Consider the following 16,847-nt stretch of genomic DNA (forward strand, 5'->3'; position numbering starts at 1 on the left):
GTGATTCTCATCACCATCATGGGATATCATAATGCTGGTGATCACTAAAATTAAAATTCACTTTCCAGACAAAACTTGTTGTCAAAACTTGTTGTCAATTATTAGTTCTTAGAGTTTAGTTTCCACAAATCCATGTCCTGCCTAAATCTGGCGATCGCTCGTCTAGTAAATACTGGAAATGATAATTTCGCCATTTGGGTCGTTAAAGCTCCCTATCCCAGTGGTTATGTTTTGCGTGACTGTGTTTTTTCTCCTGAACTGAGTCAAATTTGGCAAGAATGGCAGCAAATGTTTGCTGGTCATAGTCCCCTGGATATTGCTTTGGCTTCGACATCTCCAGGGGCTAAGTACATGACAATTGATTTGAATTTACCCCAGGTCGGTCAAACTACCAGTCCCTACAGTAGTCGGTTGATGCAATATTTAGGCATCAGTTTATGGCGTTGGGTATTCGATGGACAAATTCTTGGTAGTCTAGAACGTAGTCGCGGTATGGCTATGGGTCAAAATAAACGGTTGCGCTTGCGATTGGAAATTCGTGACCCTGATCTAATTGCGCTACCTTGGGAAATTATGCAGCGCGAACCCGGCCAATCAGCAATATCTCTTTCCCAAGATATTTTATTTAGTCGGACTATTAGTGAAGTTGAACCTCTGCCAAATTTACGAACAGATCCAGCTTTAAAAGTCCTGTTGGTTTTGGGGCATGATGATAAATTAGAATTGGAAAAAGAAGCTGCTATTCTGGAAAAAATTTTGTCAGAATGTAGTCCATCTCAGAAAAATTCTGTATCAGCTTGTCTGGTGAAGACACTCTTGCAACCCACTTCACAACAGTTAATTCAAGAGTTAGAAACCCAAAGCTACAACGTCTTTTTTTACGCTGGTCATGGTATGCCAGACCCTGATGGTGGTTTATTATTTTTGGGGCCTGATCTGACCCTCAATGGCATCGAATTAGCCCAAGTATTAACCCGCACAGGTGTAAAATTAGGGGTGTTTAATGCCTGTTGGGGAGCGCAACCAGCAGCAATTAATCAACAAGCTATACCTGCAAGTAGTTTAGCGGAAGTCCTGATTCGTCATGGTGTCCCTGCAGTACTAGCGATGCGGGATGAAATTGCAGACCAAGAAAGTCACAGTTTTATTCAAGCTTTTGCCGAAGCTTTGCGATCTCGTAAACCAATTGATGAAGCAGTGGCAGCAGCTAGACAAGAACTGTTAACAGTATATAAGTTTAATCAACCAGCTTGGACTTTACCAGTTCTCTACCTGCATCCAGATTTTCATGGTGATTTGATCAAAAGTGTGGATGAAGGAATTACGGAATTACCAGATACTGCTGTTTCTGGTATAAATTCCCCAATACCTACGGCTTCTTTGCGATCGCTTTCACCAGAAGGTAAAACTTGGTTACTACGTTCTGGTGTCACTCGTATTGGTCGCACTAAAGATAATGATATTGTTATCCCTGAACTCTATGTTTCTAAACGCCATGCCGAAATTCTCTGCCGGAATATTATCGCTGGTTCTCAATCAGTTCCCACTTATTACCTGCAAGATTTTTCTACTTACGGTACAACTTGGTGTTTAAGTCCAAATGGTTGGCAACAAATTCTCCGTGAAGAAATACTTCTGACATCAGGTATGAAATTAAAGTTTGGCAGTGCTAAAGGCGAAACATGGGAATTTGTGATTGAAGATATGAACAGTGATTGGTGATTGGTGATTGGGAAGAGTAACTAATGACTCATGACTAATGAATTATTTTTTGCGGAAATTTGAATATTCCAGTTGTAGCTGACAACAAGAATAAATTAATGCTAATTAATTGTGAGGTGAAACATGATTAATAAAATCCATGAGTTAGATACTTGTCAATTTTTACCATCGACAGTAGATTTAGAATTATTAGCAGCACTACTACAACCTGAAGATGAGACTTATCCGTGGGATCTGGCTGATCAAGAATCAGAACCTTATTTTCATCAACTAGAACAGCAATTTGAATATGATGATTTACTAGGAGAAGACCTGACTAGGCGATCGCAGGATTTTTATCAGAATTTAGACAAAATTTGGGATCAAGTTTACCATTCTAAAACTGACCGTGATGAACAACCATCTAAATGTATAAAATCAGCTTTACACAGTGTTTTTGCTCCTTCTGTTCCTTTAAGTTGGCTAAATACTATCGCTCAAAAAGCATCGGAAATTATCAATAATGTAGAACAATCTACAAGTGAGAAATTAGTAGAATGTGTGCAAACTTTACTGCCAAATTTGCTCACAGAAGACTTATTTGTTTTAGCCCGTCGTTTTGAACCTGCTATGCGAAGTAATGACCAACAAAAATTGGCAGTTATAATCAGCAATATTGAAAATCGAGATTGGACAGGTTTATCAGAAATAGAACAGGCGAAAGTTAGTTTAGCAATTGCTGATTATGCCTTCAAAGAACTTTCTAATTTACAAGATGAATCGTAAATTTCTGCCGATACAAAAAAGCTAACTAGGGTTTGCTGAAAAAGTCTTTCCGTTAGGAGTCAGGAGTCAGGAGGAGGTTTGAAAATTTCTTTACTATCTCTAGAAATCCAAAAAAATGCACACTTTTTCAGGTATACCCTTGAAAAGCCTTGCACTTTTTTCCTCTTTATCAGCCTGTAACCTTTGTTATGTCTGGGTTTTACATTTATTCAGCAAACCCTACTTAAAGAAAAAATCGTTCCTATCCAACTCTTGAAACTGTCACCGTGGCGTAGCACCTGTCACCTGTCACTGGTTCTTCACAGATAACTTTTTCAGCAAACCCTAGCTAGGGCTTGCGGTAACAGAACTTGTCGAAGTGTCGAAGTGTTCCCTGTTCCCTGCGTCCACGACAAGACTTTGATGCCTGACAGCACGCTACGCGAACCGCAAACCCTACTTGTGTTCGAGGAAGCGAGTAGCGAAATTTTGCGATCGCGTGGGTGATAATGCTCGTGCTTTGAGAATTGCGGCCATCAAAAATGCATAAGATAAAACACCGACAACCACCAACAGCAAAGCATTAATAGAACCAGTAGCATTCCATAAAGCATGGAGAGCGGAGGCGCTTAAATAACCAACAGTGAGAATTTGCCAACCCATCAAAGGTTTGAGGACAGCTAACCCGATAAAATAGCCTAAATAGCCGCTATAAGCCATGTGTCCAGCGACAGAACCTAAAATGCGGGGAATTAATAGTTGTAAACCCACCAGTTGACCTGCGCCTACTCCTGATTGTTGAGTGACATTTTGTGTAATCATTGGTACATATTGGCCAAGAGTTTCCAGCAAAGTAAAACCCACAGCAGAAGCAGTTCCCAGAAGAATGCCATCTAGTGGTTCCCAAACTCCGATCCGTTCTTTCCAAGGTGATGGTACTGAATCACCGATGAAATATGCAGCTAATATTGGTAATGCCTTGAGTAATTCCTCCATTAAACCTGCACCAAAGAACATTCTGATCAGTAATTCGGTGAAGGTAATAGAATCTTGAGATGAGGGTAAACTACCAGGCAAAATCACGCGAAATACAAAGATAAAAAAATCTAATAAAGGACTGACTAAAATTAGCATTGTACTCACTGCCATAGCTATGAGTACCCACCAAGGCTTTTGTTTACCGCAAAGTTGGTAAACAAAGTAATAAGCAGCTGAGGCGATATAAGAGCCAACAATTACTTGATTTGCTTGGGGATGACCTACAGTACCGAACATTAACACTACAAAGATTACTGTTAATATTCCTGGTATGAGGTAAGCTTTGCGAGTTAAATCTTTACCGGTGGAAATGATGGGAAATAGCTGTGTGAAACTAACAGAGTCATGCTGTGAGTGCAGTTTTCCATTTTTGGTAGAGGCTCTTGCTGTACCTTGGTTAGTTGTGATTACGGTTGGTTGGGAAACAAATTCATGCTCAAATATGAATTGTGGACCATCAGCACCCAAAGAAATGCGATCGCCGTGGTGTAATTCCTGAGAACCTACCAAAAGTTGACCATTTAAAAAAGTACCATTGGCACTGTTTAAATCGCAAATCACCCAGCTAAATCTGCCATCTGGTGATAGGGAGAGGGGACGAACCACTGCATGACGACGAGACACCATCCTGTACATCATGGCATCCAAGACAACTTGGCAGCTAGGATCACGTCCAATGACCATTTCTTGATTCGGAAGCAGTGAGTAGCGAGATTCTGACTGGGAAGCTACTTCATTACTAGACACTAGCCGCAGAAATGCATTCTGTCTTGCGTTTTTGCCTGTCATCGAGTTAGTGAGTGTGTCTAAACAAATTCATGGCTTATGCCATGCTACGCGATCAAATGTTTGGGTAGTAGACTTAATCTTAGCCTGAGAAACGGCAGCACCTCCGATAAATACAACTATAGCTTCACTAACCGATGCTTTGCTCCAGTTCAAAATACAAAATGTTGAATTAACAGCAGTCAGGAGTCAGAAGTCAGGAGGCTAAGTTATCTGACATTCTGCTATTGCTTTGGGAAAGTTGTTGTTTTCATGTCCAGAACGGCTGAGTTTAATGAGAGCGAACCTTTGTAATTGAGTTAACTTTTCCCACTTTTGTAAGGTAATAGTCACACCTATTGCTTGTGCTTTTTCCTGAACACTGGGTGGTATAGTTGCAATGTCCATCCAAGGGGGATGAGGTTCAATGGGTAATTTAGTAGCTTGGTTGCCTGTATGTTCTAAAATTAATTTTTGTAGGTAATCTTGGTAAAATTGAATTTCTGTTTCTTTGGCACAAGGTAATTCTACTAAATTAGCACGTTCTAATGTAGTCATCTGATGCCAATCAGACAATTTCAATTTAATACCACAGGTATCCAATTTGTAACGGACTTGCATCGGTATACAACGGAGAGAGTCAACAAAATCTGCTTCAAATTCAAAAAATTCGGCTGTCATGGGATTTTAGATTTTGGATTTTAGATTTTGGATTTTGGATTTTATGTAAGTAATCAGCTATCAGTAATCAGCTTTTACCTATAAGTGTGGATTAGGAAAATTTTGCAGATGAAATTTGTGTTTTTTAGTATCTTGCTGACTGCTGTTATCGTAGCGTGCCGTTAGGCATTAGCTTACAGCCAAATGCTGAAAGCTAATTTTGATCATTAGACCTACTAGAACGAATTATTAAATAACTAATTGAAAGAGCAAGTACAGCAATTCCTAAACCAATAATATCAATTCCTGTGACTTTTTCTAAATCTAGAATAATAATTTTTCGGGCAACAGCAATTAAAGAAGTAACAATTACTAATTCAACTTGAAAAACGTGCTTTTTGAGATAAGCTGTGATATTTTCTAAAATTTCTAAAGCAATGAGAATATTTAAAAATAAACCAAATACCTTAAATACAACTTTCTTAAATTCACCATAGGGCGCATTAAATAATTCGTTGAACAGAAAAATACTTAAATCTGAAATTGCCACAAAAATAACTATTACCATCAAAATGGAGAGAATCTTAGAAACTATTACTTCGATGTTTTCAATGACGTGCATGAAGTTATCGTCGCTAGTCCAAGCTTTAATTTGCTTAAATAATCTCTTCATTAGTTTCTCACACTCCAATTGATACTCCAAAATAAATCTTCAAGAATCATCAAGAATAATCGTTACTATAGATTATGGACTATATTAGCCGTTCTTGAGGAATTTACTTAGAAGTTTACCATTGTGAAGCTTACCATTGTGAAGACTGAAGCTGATAATTTTTGGTGGTAATTTCTACAGAAATTGGAACTAACTGCACAGCACAAGCTTTTAATTCTGGTTGCAAAGAATCAGGACATGATTCAGAATGAGTTAAAGCGTTAGCTTCAGCATCATCTGCCCATAGCTTACCCCAGTGCATGGGGACAAAAACAGTACCGGGGGATATAGCTTGAGTGATTTTAGCAGGAAACTTAGCTGAACCACGACGCGATCGCACTTCCACCACCTGACCATCAACAATACCTAATTTTTCTGCATCACGGGGATGAGTTTCTAGAAACGGTTCGGGGTGCATTTGTTTAATTTTATCAATTCTTCCGGTGCGGGTTTGGGTGTGCCAATGCCCGTATAATCTGCCAGTAGTTAAGATAAAAGGATAATTAGGATCAGGTGGTTCAGCTAAACCTTTAGAATAATATGCACCAAACTTAGCGCGACCATCTGAAGTATGAAAACGTAAATTTGTATATAAACGTTGAGTTTCTGAATTGTTACCCTGAGAAAAAGGCCAATGAGTTGGACCATTTATTGATAACAACTCATGACTTAAACCAGACATATCACAAGGACGATCACAAGTTAATTGAACAAATTCGTGATAAACTTCGGCGGAATTTTGAAAGTTAAACTTATCTTGAAAACCTAATCTTCTGCCCACTTCTGCGAAAATTTCCCAGTCTGGTTTTGCTTCTTTTGGTGGTGTTTGAAAAGCTGAACATAACGTTACTCTTCTTTCAGAATTAGTCATAATTCCAGTTTTTTCACCCCACTGCGCTGCTGGTAATAAAAGATGGGCATAACTAGCAGTTTCCGTAGGATAATAAGCATCTTGATAAATAGTAAAAGGAGATTTTAATAACGCTTTTTTAGTCCGTTCTAAATCTGGCATACTCACAGCAGGGTTAGTTGCAGCTATCCATAATAATTGGACATTTCCAGATTCTAAACCTGTAATCATATCCCAAGCAGTTAAACCAGGAATAGGTGAAATTTTACCCCTTTCTAAACACCAAAAGTCCTCAACTTCTTGGCGATGTTCTGCATTTTTTACTAACCGATATCCTGGTAATAAATGCGATAAACCTCCTGCTTCTCTACCTCCCATTGCATTAGGTTGACCTGTTAAAGAAAAAGGACCAGCACCGGGTTTACCGACTTGTCCAGTCATTAAATGTAAATTAATAATAGTTCTAACTTTTGCAGTACCTTCAGAAGATTGATTAACACCCATTGACCATAAAGAAAGTACAGATTTTGATTTACCCCAATATTTTGCAGCCGTTTCTAAATCTTCAATATAAATACCACATTGACGGGCAACAATATCAGGAGAATAATGACGAATTACTTCTGCATAATCTGGAAAATTGCTAGTACAATCATCAATAAAAGCTGTGTCTAAATAATTCCATTTCATTAATAAATGGGCAATTCCATTTAACAAATCAATATCAGTACCGGGACGAATAGCTAAATGTAAATCTGCTGCTTGGGCGGTAGGAGTGCGACGGGGATCTACAACTACCATTTTTACATGACGATTTTTTTTATGATATTTAGCTAATCTATTAAATACAATAGGGTGACATTCTGCGGTATTTGTTCCTATTAAAAAAGCACAGTCTGTTAATTCTAAATCATCATAACAACAAGGAGGTCCATCAGAGCCAAAACTTTGTATATACCCAGATACCGCACTAGACATACAGAGACGGGAATTAGCATCGAAGTTATTAGTTCCTAAACAACCTTTGAGTAATTTTTGGGCAATATAATAATCTTCTGTTTGAAATTGTCCAGAACCATACATACAGATTGATTCTGCACCGTGATTAACTAATGTTTTTTGAATATTTTGGGTGATAATATTCAAGGCTTCGTCCCAGGTAATGCGTTGAAAATCTTGATTTAATGATTTTCTAAACATGGGATAATGTAATCTATTTTTGTGAATTGCTTCGGTAATTGTTGCACCTTTTACACATACCATTCCTTGACTTGACGGATGATTTTTGTCTCCTCTAACTCGCCAAGTTGGTGTTCCTTCGCTGTCTCTATTTGTAGGTTTTCCATGTTGTGCTGGCGGGGTGACTTCTAACCCACAACCAACTCCGCAATAAGGGCAAAGTGTTTTTGTAATTTCATTCATAATATTTGGGATTTTTTTATTGCACGCAGAGACGCAGAGAGAGGTTTTTGCATTTTCTTTGCGTTCTACCCTGCGGGATCTCCTGACTGAGATTGCGTCTTTGCGTGAGTTATTTAAGAATTTACTCTTCAATGTGGGCGCAACGACGATAGAGAAAGTCTAAAGCGTAATTTCTCAAATGATAATATTCTGGGTTTTCCATGATGAGGCGACGGTTACGAGGACGAGAGAAGGGAATTTCTAAAACTTCGCCAATATTTGCTGCTGGTCCGTTGGTCATCATGACTAATTTATCTGCTAGAAAAAGTGCCTCATCAATGTCATGGGTAATCATTAAAACTGTGACTTGATGATCTGACCAAATTTGCAGTAGTTCTTCTTGTAATTCTTCTTTGGTGATGGCATCTAAAGCACCGAATGGTTCATCTAAAATCAGGACTTGGGGACGAATAGCTAAAGCGCGGGCTATGGCTACTCTTTGTTTCATTCCTCCTGATATTTGATTGGGTTTCTTTTGGGCTGCTTCTGTTAGTCCTACCATTGCTAAATGTTCTCTAACTATTGCCCGTTTTTCGACTTGGGTTTTATTAGGAAATACGGAATCAACAGCGAGATAAACGTTATCAAAAACATTCAACCAAGGTAGTAAACAATAGTTTTGAAATACCATCATCCGGTCGGGTCCTGGTTCAGTGATGGGTTGACCTTGTAACCTTATTACACCGTTTGTAGGTTTATTAAATCCAGAAACCATATTGAGAAGTGTGGATTTTCCACAACCGGAATGTCCTATTAAACAAATAAATTCGCCTTCACGTACTTTCAGGTTAATGTCATCTAGGACGGTATATGGACCTTCGGCAGTGGGGTAAATTTTGTTGACTCCTTCAATTACTAAAAAGTCTTCTTGTTTCTGGGGTCGTGATTGTTTGTTGGTTTTGTTATTGAAGTTTAATATTGTCATGGTTTTTTACTAATAGGTAATGGGTAATTCAATTTTGGATTTTGGATTTTGGATTATTTTTGTCAACTCCAATCTAAAATATAAAATTATTCTGACTCCTGTACGGGCGTTCGCGAAGCGTGCTGGAAGCATCAGCATTTAGGCGACTAATTATCAATTTGTGTCCCTATTTTCCGAATGCTTCGCCCGTACTCTTTACATAAACACCTCTTCAACGCGAAGCTGGCGTTTAATTTCCGAACTTTTGAGATATTCAATTGGTTCGGAAGGGTTAAAGATTTTGCCATCAAATAGTTGAATTGTTTCTTCTCGTCCAATATCTAAAATGCCCATTTCTCTTGCGGCTGCACCAAATATATCTGGACGACAAACTCTATCAATGACTTCTACCCAGTTTTTGGGGAAAGCTACTAAGCCCCATCGGGCTAATTGGGTTAATATCCATAGCATTTCATTACGGTCGGGATAGTTGGCTTTATGGAAATAAAATTGATGGGAAGTTTGTTTTTGATGGTGATTATTTTGTGGGTAATTATCTATTAAACCAGAATCTAAATCTAAATTAGTTAATGTGAGAACTTCTTCCCGGTTGCGAGTGTCGTCACAATATTCACAGGCTGCTAATAGGGCTTTTATTAATGCTAAATGTGTTTGTGGATTTTCTTGCGCCCAGTCTTCTCGCACTCCTAAAATTTTATCAGGATGTCCATTCCAAAGTTCTGATGTGATGGCAATAATAGAACCTATATTTTTTGCAATTGCGTGTGTGTTCCAAGGTTCTCCAACACAGTAACCATCAATTTTTTTATCTTTTAAAGCATTCACCATTTCTTCTGGTGAAATTGTCATTAAACTGACATCTATATCTGGTTCAATTCCTCCTGCCGCTAACCAATAGCGTAATAATAAGTTCTGCATTGATGCAGGATGAACAATTCCCAAGGTATTGGTTTTGTCTAGATCAGCGTTGATAATTTTGTGAAATTCAGCTAAATTTGTAACCCCATTATTAAATAATTCTTTGCTGAAGGTAATGGCGCTACCATTGCGAGAAAGGGTCATGGCTGTAACCATTGAAATGGGCGTTTTACCACCTGCACCTAATGTCATTGCTAGGGGCATTCCTGCTACCATTTGGGCTGCATCAAGTTTACCTGTAGCTACACCTTTAGCAATTTCTTTCCAGCTATTTTCGGCTTGAAGGTTGACTTCTAAACCGTATTGTGCAAAGAAACCTTTTTCTTTGGCAATTATTAAAGGTGCGGCTTGGGTGAGGGGAATATAGCCAATTTCTAAATGTACTTTTTCTAAATTTTTGTTAGAAATAATTGCTGGGGCTGTGGGTTGTTTTTGGCGTTTTTTTGCTTGTTTTTGTTGGTTGAGGAAGTAGATCATTTCGTTCCGCAAGTTGTAATAACTGGGATGGTTAACTACTTCCAGACGTTGACGGGGACGGGGGATAGGAACTTCTAAAATTTGCCCAATATGTGCTTCTGGTCCATTGGTTAACATAATAATGCGATCGCTCAATAATAAAGCTTCATCAACATCATGTGTCACCATTACACAGGTAATTTTGTGTTCATTACAGATTTGCATTAATTGTTCTTGTAAATTACCTCTGGTTAACGCATCCAAAGCACCAAAAGGTTCATCTAATAACAACAATTTCGGACGAGTAGCTAAAGCACGGGCGATCGCAACTCGTTGTTTCATCCCCCCAGATAACTCACTAGGATGTTTGTTAGCTGCACGTCGTAAACCCACCAGATCAATATGTTCTTCTATTATTTCTCGACGTTCTCTTAAAGGTAAATTTTGATGTACTTCATCAACAGCTAAAGCAATATTTTCTCTTACAGTTAACCAAGGAAGTAAGGAATAATTTTGAAAAACTACCATCCGATCTGGACCAGGTTCTCTAACTTCTCTACCCTCCAAAGTCACCCCACCAATACTAGCTCTATCTAAGCCAGCAATAATATTAAGTAAAGTGGACTTACCACAACCAGAATGACCAATTAAAGAAATAAATTCACCCTGGCGAATTTTCAACTCTATATTTTTTAAAGCGATATATTTACCACCATTAGGGAGGTTAAATATTCTGTCTACGTGGTCAATTTCTAAAAAAGTCTTCATAGGTTTAGTAATGGGTAATTGGTGTTTATTTAGATCCCCGACTTCTTTTTCATGGTGTAATTAAATTATAAATAGATGTTAGAAGTCGGGGATATGAGAATTATTTGTGTTCTGTTTGCACAACTTTATCAGCAATAAAAGCCACCATTCTATCTAACAATAAACCCACAAAACCAACATAAACTAACGCAATAATAATCTCACTCAAATTAGTTTCTGTACTCGTGTTGTAGGCATCCCAAATAAACGAACCAATACCCACACCACCAACTAACATTTCTGCTGCGACAATTGCCAACCAAGATAAACCAATACCAATTCTCAAACCTGTGAAAATATAAGGAACAGTTGCCGGAAACACAATTCTCAAGAAATATTTGTCCTTACGTAAACGTAAAACGCGAGCCACATTTACATAATCTTGGGGAATATTTTGTACACCCACAGTTGTATTAATTAAAATCGGCCAAATTGAAGTAATAAAAATTACGAAAATTGCCGAAGGGTTGGCTTGTTGAAAAGCAGCGAGAGAAATAGGCAACCAAGCCAAAGGAGGAATAGTTCTTAATACTTGAAAAATTGGATCTACAGCATTATATAAAAACTTATTCACCCCAATAAATATTCCTAAAACCACCCCTACAACTGCTGCTAAAGAAAAACCTAAAGCTACCCGTCCTAAACTGGTCAATATTTGCCAACCTAAACCCTTATCACTGCCACCATTATCAAAAAAAGGCTGAATAATAAAAGGGTCCCAAGTTTCAGAAAATGTTTCAATCGGACCAGGTAACTGAAAACCAGGAATTAAACAAAGTAATTCCCACAAAACCAGAAAAATCAATAAACCAAAGATTGGTGGTATTACTTTATTTACTAAAAACTTATTAATTACCTTCTGCTGTTTACTACTAACTCTACGACTTCCAACACTAGCAGCCATTTCTTACTCCTTAATTCTCTTTTCTCTGCGCCTCTGGGTGAACCTGAAAAATTGAATAAATATACCAAAGGTAACGGGTAGGGGTAATTCATGAATTACCCCTACTACTTAAACTTTCTTAAGTTGTAAACTCTTTAAATATTCCTCCGGTTTTTCTGGATCAAATTTTACCCCATCAAAAAATGTTTCCACACCACGGGAAGAACTCGTAGGAATTTCCGCAGCAGATACACCCAAAGCTTTAGCTGCTTGTTTCCATAAATCTTCTCTATTTACCTGATCAACCATTTCTTTGATTTTTGTATCTTTAGGTAAATAACCCCAACGAATTTCTTCAGTTAAGAACCAAGTATCATGACTTTTATAAGGATAAGAAGCATTATCAGCCCAGAATTTCATCCGATAGGCAAAGTTTTCTTCCTTGCGTCCATCACCATAATCAATATTACCTTTAGACCGTTCTAAAATGTCAGCCACAGCCACATTAAAGTATTTTCTGTCAGCACAAATTTTACACATTTCCTCTTTATTTTCTGGCTTTTCACACCATTGTTGTGCTTCCATAATTGCCATTAATAATGCTTGTGCTGCGTTAGGATTTTTGTCAACCCAATCTTTTCGCATAGCAAAAGCTTTTTCGGGATGATCATTCCATAATTCACCTGTAACTAAAGCAGTATAACCTAATTTTTGGCTCACTAATTGAGCGTTCCAAGGTTCTCCTACACAAAAAGTATCAACAGTTCCTACTTTCATATTAGCTACCATTTGTGGTGGTGGAACTGCTTCTAAAACCACATCTTGATCAGGATTAATACCACCCGCAGCTAACCAATAACGAATCCATAAATCATGAGTACCACCGGGAAAAGTTATGGCAACTTTGATGGATTTTTTATCGGCTTTGGCTTTATTTACTGCGTCTTTGAGTGATTTACTTTGTAAACCAACTTTTAAATCTTTGAATTTTTCTGCAACTGAAATCGCTTGACCATTAACATTTAGCCGCGCCAATATATACATTGGGACTTTATCATTAATGGTCATTAAATAAGGCATGGGGGTAAGAATATGTGCGCCATCAATACCACCACCAGATGAGCCAATTTTCAGGTTATCGCGTGTTACTGGCCAGGATTTTTGTTTGCTAACTTCTACATCAGTCATGCCATATTTAGCAAAAAAACCTTTTTCTTTGGCAATAATTAAAGGTGCAGCATCAGTTAAAGCAATAAATCCTAATTTAGCTTTGGTTGTTTCTACTTTTGCAGCATTACTAACTGTGGAATTGTTAGCAAGTTGGGCAGTGGAAGAAGCTGCACTATCTGTTGTTGCTGACTGAGAGTTATTAGATGAACAACCGTGCGCTATGATGGAAGTCGCTGCCGCTAAACTGGAAGTAATAATAAATTTTCTGCGGGAAATATTGCTCATTTTCAACTCTCAGTTGTTCGATTTTAGATTTTGGATTTTAGATTTATGCTAATAGAAAATCATTGCCCAGGTTTGATTGGGGTTTTCAATGATGTCTATATTTTTCGGTTTATTTAATGGGAAATTAAGGCTTCTTCCCGAACTTTTGCACCGAAGTTTTGAATGAGTATTTCTTTTAATATGGGTTGTACATCTTCACAAGGAACGCTTTTTTGTACACAAGTTCCTAGTTTAGCATCTTTACCAACTTTTCCACCCATATAAATGTCAACACCTTCTACTGTTTGCCCATTTTTACGGACTTTTGTACCCATTAAGCCAATATCTGCTACTTGGGGTTGTCCGCAAGAATTTGGGCATCCTGTCCAATGAATACGGACGGGTTTTGATAATATTAATTCCCGTTCTAATGCTTTACTCATGGCAACGGCACGATTTTTTGTTTCTATTAATGCGAAGTTACAAAATTGTGCGCCTGTACAAGATACCACTGCTCGCATTAATAAACCAGGATTAACACCAAATTTATTTAACAATGGTTCAGTTAAAAATGTGTTTAAAGCTGAATCGGGAATATTAGGAATAATCGCATTTTGTTCAACTGTAAATCTAATTTCGCCACTGCCATAAACTTCAGCTAACCGGGCAAGTTGAAACATATCATCAGCAGATAATCTACCGACAGGAATGTTTAAACCTGCATAATTTAATCCTGGTTGTTTTTGGGGATAAATCCCAATATGATCCCGTTTTTCCCAATCAATTTCGTCTTTTGGTGCTGCGGGTGTGAATGTTTTTCCCCAGCGTTTTTCTACTTCTGAACGGAATTTTTCTAAACCCCATTCATCAATTAACCACATTAACCGGGCTTTTTGACGGTTAAGACGTAAACCATGATCCCGGAATATTTCAACAATGGCTTTACATAAACTAACTACTTCTTCGGGTTTCACCCAAGCATTTAAAGGAATAGCTGCTTCACAACGTTTACCGGAGAAAAAACCACCGACTAAAACATTAAAACCAAATCCTTCTTTAAATGCTGGTACAAATGCTAAATCATTGATTTCTGCGTGAACTGAATTATCTTTTCCTCCAGTTACAGCAATGTTAAATTTACGAGGAAGATTGGTAAATTCTGGGTTTCCTTCACCTTTATTAGTCAGCATATCTTGAATTTGCTGTACTAATTCTCTGGTATCATACAACTCGTTAGCATCTAAACCAGCTACAGGATCACCTGTAATATTACGGATATTATCCATACCGGATTGGATGGCGGTCAAGCCAACGGTGTTAAATTTATTAAAGATGTCAGGAATATCTGAAAAATTGATCCCGCGAAGTTGTATATTTTGTCTGGTCGTGATATCTGCGCTGCCGTCGTCACCGTAACGCTGTATCACTTCTGCTAAAACATACATTTGACTGCTGGTGAGAATACCGTTAGGTATCCGCATCCGCATCATGAATTTTCCGGGTGTCACTGGGCGAAAAAATACACCTAACCATTTTAGGCGATGGTTGAGGTCGTTTTCGTCCATTGCTTCCCAACCAATTTTCACAAATTCGCTGATTTCGTCTTTAACTGCAAGTCCGTCTTTTTCAGCTTTGAATTTCTCGAATTTATTCAGTTTTTCGGTGGTAGTTGCTGTTTCTGTCATTATGTTGTTTTTTGGGAACAGGACTGAGTTAATTGTTTATCCGTGTTCTTATCGGTGCTGTACTTTCCACTTTTAAGAAAACAACTGATAGTAGTTTCCTGGTTGGTGGTTGTAGCAATTCGATATTGATAAGTTAAGGTGAATTTTCATCACAATTCGTATAGTGTGTTACGAAATTTCTAAAATTATGCAGAAACCGGATATTGGGGTTGCGTTTTTTGCATAACTTCTTGGTTTCTATAGGTGTAAGTGAGGATAAAGAGTAATCTTTAAAAATTTGATAGAATAGGAATAAATGATGATTTCAATGGAGGAAAGATTATGTTATTAACTCAAAATCAACAAGAATCTATGAACGAAAGAATTGAGAAAGTTGTGAAGATTTTGATGGAAGAACGTTCGTTATTTAAGGAAGAATTGAATGCAGAGGAAATGGTGAAAGAGTTATGTAATTTATTTCAGCAAAACTTACCAATTGAGGAGTTTAATAGTATGTATTATCAGCAATTGAAGTCCCGTTGTAGTGGAATTATGGTGACAGAAGCAGTAGCAGGGACATTAAATGAATTAACCCCCGAACTGAGTCGTTAAATTAAGGCTACAATAAAATAAATAGCAAAATCCTCACCAATATATGGTTACATCAACACAACCCAAAACTCAAACCCTATACGATCAAGATTATTACCTGTGGATAAAAACAACTATCAACCAACTTCGCACAGGACAATTTTCTGCTGTTGATTTAGAAAACTTGCTAGAAGAATTAGAAACTATGGGTAGAAGTCAGAAGCGAACAATTAAAAGTTTATTAATTAAGCTTCTTGTACATTTACTAAGACTCAAATACTGGGAACAGGAAAGAGAACAAAATCAAGGACATTGGAAAGGTGAAATTAGAACATTTAGAATACAAATAAAAGATGAAATCAAAGATAGTCCTAGTTTAAAACCTTACATTTTGGAAATATTTGATGAATGTTATCAAGATGCTAGAAAAGAAGCATCAGATCGTTCTCAACTTCCCCTTGATAAATTCCCTGTTATTCCCATCGGCTCTTTAGAACAAATCTTAGATGAAAACTGGTTTCAGTGAAGATGATTAAAATGGGCGAGTTTTCAAAGATTATCTAATTTCCCACCCTGGTAATTACAAATTGCTGGGGATATTATACTGATTTTATTAATGGTTGAGAATCCTGGCAGAAAAGATATTTAGTTGAGAAAACCAAAGGTGAGAAAATATTGTTTTCAATGTTGCCTATGTTTAAGCAATATGTGAGAAATTATCATCAAAATTAACTGTTACAATTAACTTAACTACATTGTGCTATAATCATAATCAAATCAATTAACGGTAAAATCATGAAACTAAAAATCATTGTACATCAAGCAGAAGAAGGCGGATATTGGGCGGAAGTTCCTTCTCTTCCAGGTTGTGCTACTCAAGGAGATTCTTTTGAGGAACTTTTACAAAATTTATATGAAGCTATTGAAGGCTATTTATCAGTAGATATCAATGATATTCAACTACAAGATAATGCTAAGGTTTTAGAAATAGCTATATGAAATCAATGACGGGTAAGGAATTAGCTAAAATCTTGGAAAAACATGATTGGGTATTAATTAGAATCCAAGGAGGTCATCATATTTATGGTAAACTGGGTATGAATGTAAAAATATCTGTGCCTATTCATGGCAATAAAGATATTAAAATAGGATTACTAAGACATTTATTAAAACAAGCGGAATTATTTGATTATCTTGATTAAATTCACGACAAAAAT

The 16,847-nt window shown here is 37.3% G+C and carries 16 protein-coding genes; 6 read left to right on the plus strand and 10 right to left on the minus strand.

The genetic code is table 11. The features are described 5' to 3' along the window. Positions 1-132: 132 nt before the first annotated feature. Complete coding sequence (locus H6F45_RS07215; RefSeq protein WP_096570537.1) at positions 133-1,722, plus strand: CHAT domain-containing protein; 1,590 nt, start codon at positions 133-135, stop codon at positions 1,720-1,722. Between the two features lie 123 nt (positions 1,723-1,845). Beyond that, complete coding sequence (locus H6F45_RS07220) at positions 1,846-2,487, plus strand: hypothetical protein (protein WP_096570535.1); 642 nt, start codon at positions 1,846-1,848, stop codon at positions 2,485-2,487. Positions 2,488-2,922: 435 nt separating this feature from the next. Here H6F45_RS07220 and H6F45_RS07225 read toward each other — a convergent pair whose 3' ends face one another. The 10 genes from H6F45_RS07225 to H6F45_RS07265 form a co-directional block, all read right to left on the minus strand. Then, a complete protein-coding gene (locus H6F45_RS07225) occupies positions 2,923-4,293 on the minus strand; it encodes a PrsW family glutamic-type intramembrane protease (RefSeq protein WP_096570533.1) in 1,371 nt (456 codons plus the stop codon). Positions 4,294-4,320: 27 nt separating this feature from the next. Beyond that, positions 4,321-4,446 carry a hypothetical protein gene (locus H6F45_RS26955; RefSeq protein ID WP_265586215.1) on the minus strand — a complete coding sequence of 42 codons (126 nt, stop codon included), beginning with the start codon at positions 4,444-4,446 and terminating at the stop codon, positions 4,321-4,323. 48 nt (positions 4,447-4,494) lie between these two features. Continuing rightward, positions 4,495-4,950: a nitrate reductase associated protein gene (locus tag H6F45_RS07230; protein WP_137667144.1), complete on the minus strand. Its 456-nt coding sequence runs from the start codon at positions 4,948-4,950 to the stop codon at positions 4,495-4,497. Between the two features lie 193 nt (positions 4,951-5,143). Continuing rightward, entirely contained in the window at positions 5,144-5,602 is a 459-nt protein-coding gene (locus H6F45_RS07235) for a phosphate-starvation-inducible PsiE family protein (RefSeq protein WP_096570529.1), read from the minus strand. Positions 5,603-5,732: 130 nt separating this feature from the next. Continuing rightward, positions 5,733-7,913 (minus strand): nitrate reductase, encoded by a 2,181-nt coding sequence (locus H6F45_RS07240; protein ID WP_190346849.1) that lies wholly within the window; start codon positions 7,911-7,913, stop codon positions 5,733-5,735. Positions 7,914-8,034: 121 nt separating this feature from the next. After that, positions 8,035-8,877: a nitrate ABC transporter ATP-binding protein gene (locus H6F45_RS07245; RefSeq protein WP_137667142.1), complete on the minus strand. Its 843-nt coding sequence runs from the start codon at positions 8,875-8,877 to the stop codon at positions 8,035-8,037. 195 nt (positions 8,878-9,072) lie between these two features. Next, the gene (locus tag H6F45_RS07250) at positions 9,073-11,019 is read right to left on the minus strand and encodes a nitrate ABC transporter ATP-binding protein (RefSeq protein ID WP_190346850.1); all 1,947 of its coding nucleotides are present in this window, start codon (positions 11,017-11,019) and stop codon (positions 9,073-9,075) included. Positions 11,020-11,119: 100 nt separating this feature from the next. After that, positions 11,120-11,962, minus strand: coding sequence for a nitrate ABC transporter permease (gene ntrB, locus H6F45_RS07255; protein ID WP_137666542.1), 843 nt, complete (start codon positions 11,960-11,962; stop codon positions 11,120-11,122). 108 nt (positions 11,963-12,070) lie between these two features. Beyond that, positions 12,071-13,396, minus strand: coding sequence for a CmpA/NrtA family ABC transporter substrate-binding protein (locus H6F45_RS07260; RefSeq protein WP_190346851.1), 1,326 nt, complete (start codon positions 13,394-13,396; stop codon positions 12,071-12,073). A 113-nt stretch (positions 13,397-13,509) separates the two neighbouring features. Then, positions 13,510-15,060, minus strand: coding sequence for a ferredoxin--nitrite reductase (locus H6F45_RS07265; RefSeq protein ID WP_137666540.1), 1,551 nt, complete (start codon positions 15,058-15,060; stop codon positions 13,510-13,512). Between the two features lie 321 nt (positions 15,061-15,381). On the opposite strand from H6F45_RS07265, the gene H6F45_RS07270 reads away from it, so the two are divergent. The 4 genes from H6F45_RS07270 (at position 15,382) to H6F45_RS07285 (ending at position 16,832) form a co-directional block, all read left to right on the plus strand. Then, positions 15,382-15,651 carry a hypothetical protein gene (locus tag H6F45_RS07270; RefSeq protein ID WP_190346852.1) on the plus strand — a complete coding sequence of 90 codons (270 nt, stop codon included), beginning with the start codon at positions 15,382-15,384 and terminating at the stop codon, positions 15,649-15,651. Positions 15,652-15,694: 43 nt separating this feature from the next. After that, positions 15,695-16,156: a DUF29 domain-containing protein gene (locus H6F45_RS07275; RefSeq protein WP_137666539.1), complete on the plus strand. Its 462-nt coding sequence runs from the start codon at positions 15,695-15,697 to the stop codon at positions 16,154-16,156. Between the two features lie 269 nt (positions 16,157-16,425). Further along, on the plus strand, positions 16,426-16,629 hold the full coding sequence (locus tag H6F45_RS07280; RefSeq protein WP_137666538.1) for a type II toxin-antitoxin system HicB family antitoxin: 204 nt from the start codon (positions 16,426-16,428) through the stop codon (positions 16,627-16,629). Next, positions 16,626-16,832 carry a type II toxin-antitoxin system HicA family toxin gene (locus H6F45_RS07285; protein WP_137666537.1) on the plus strand — a complete coding sequence of 69 codons (207 nt, stop codon included), beginning with the start codon at positions 16,626-16,628 and terminating at the stop codon, positions 16,830-16,832. The genes H6F45_RS07280 and H6F45_RS07285 overlap by 4 nt, the downstream gene beginning before the upstream one ends. Positions 16,833-16,847 lie beyond the last annotated feature (15 nt).

Origin of the sequence: Sphaerospermopsis sp. FACHB-1194 (assembly GCF_014696235.1) — a bacterium.
GTDB lineage: Bacteria > Cyanobacteriota > Cyanobacteriia > Cyanobacteriales > Nostocaceae > Sphaerospermopsis > Sphaerospermopsis kisseleviana.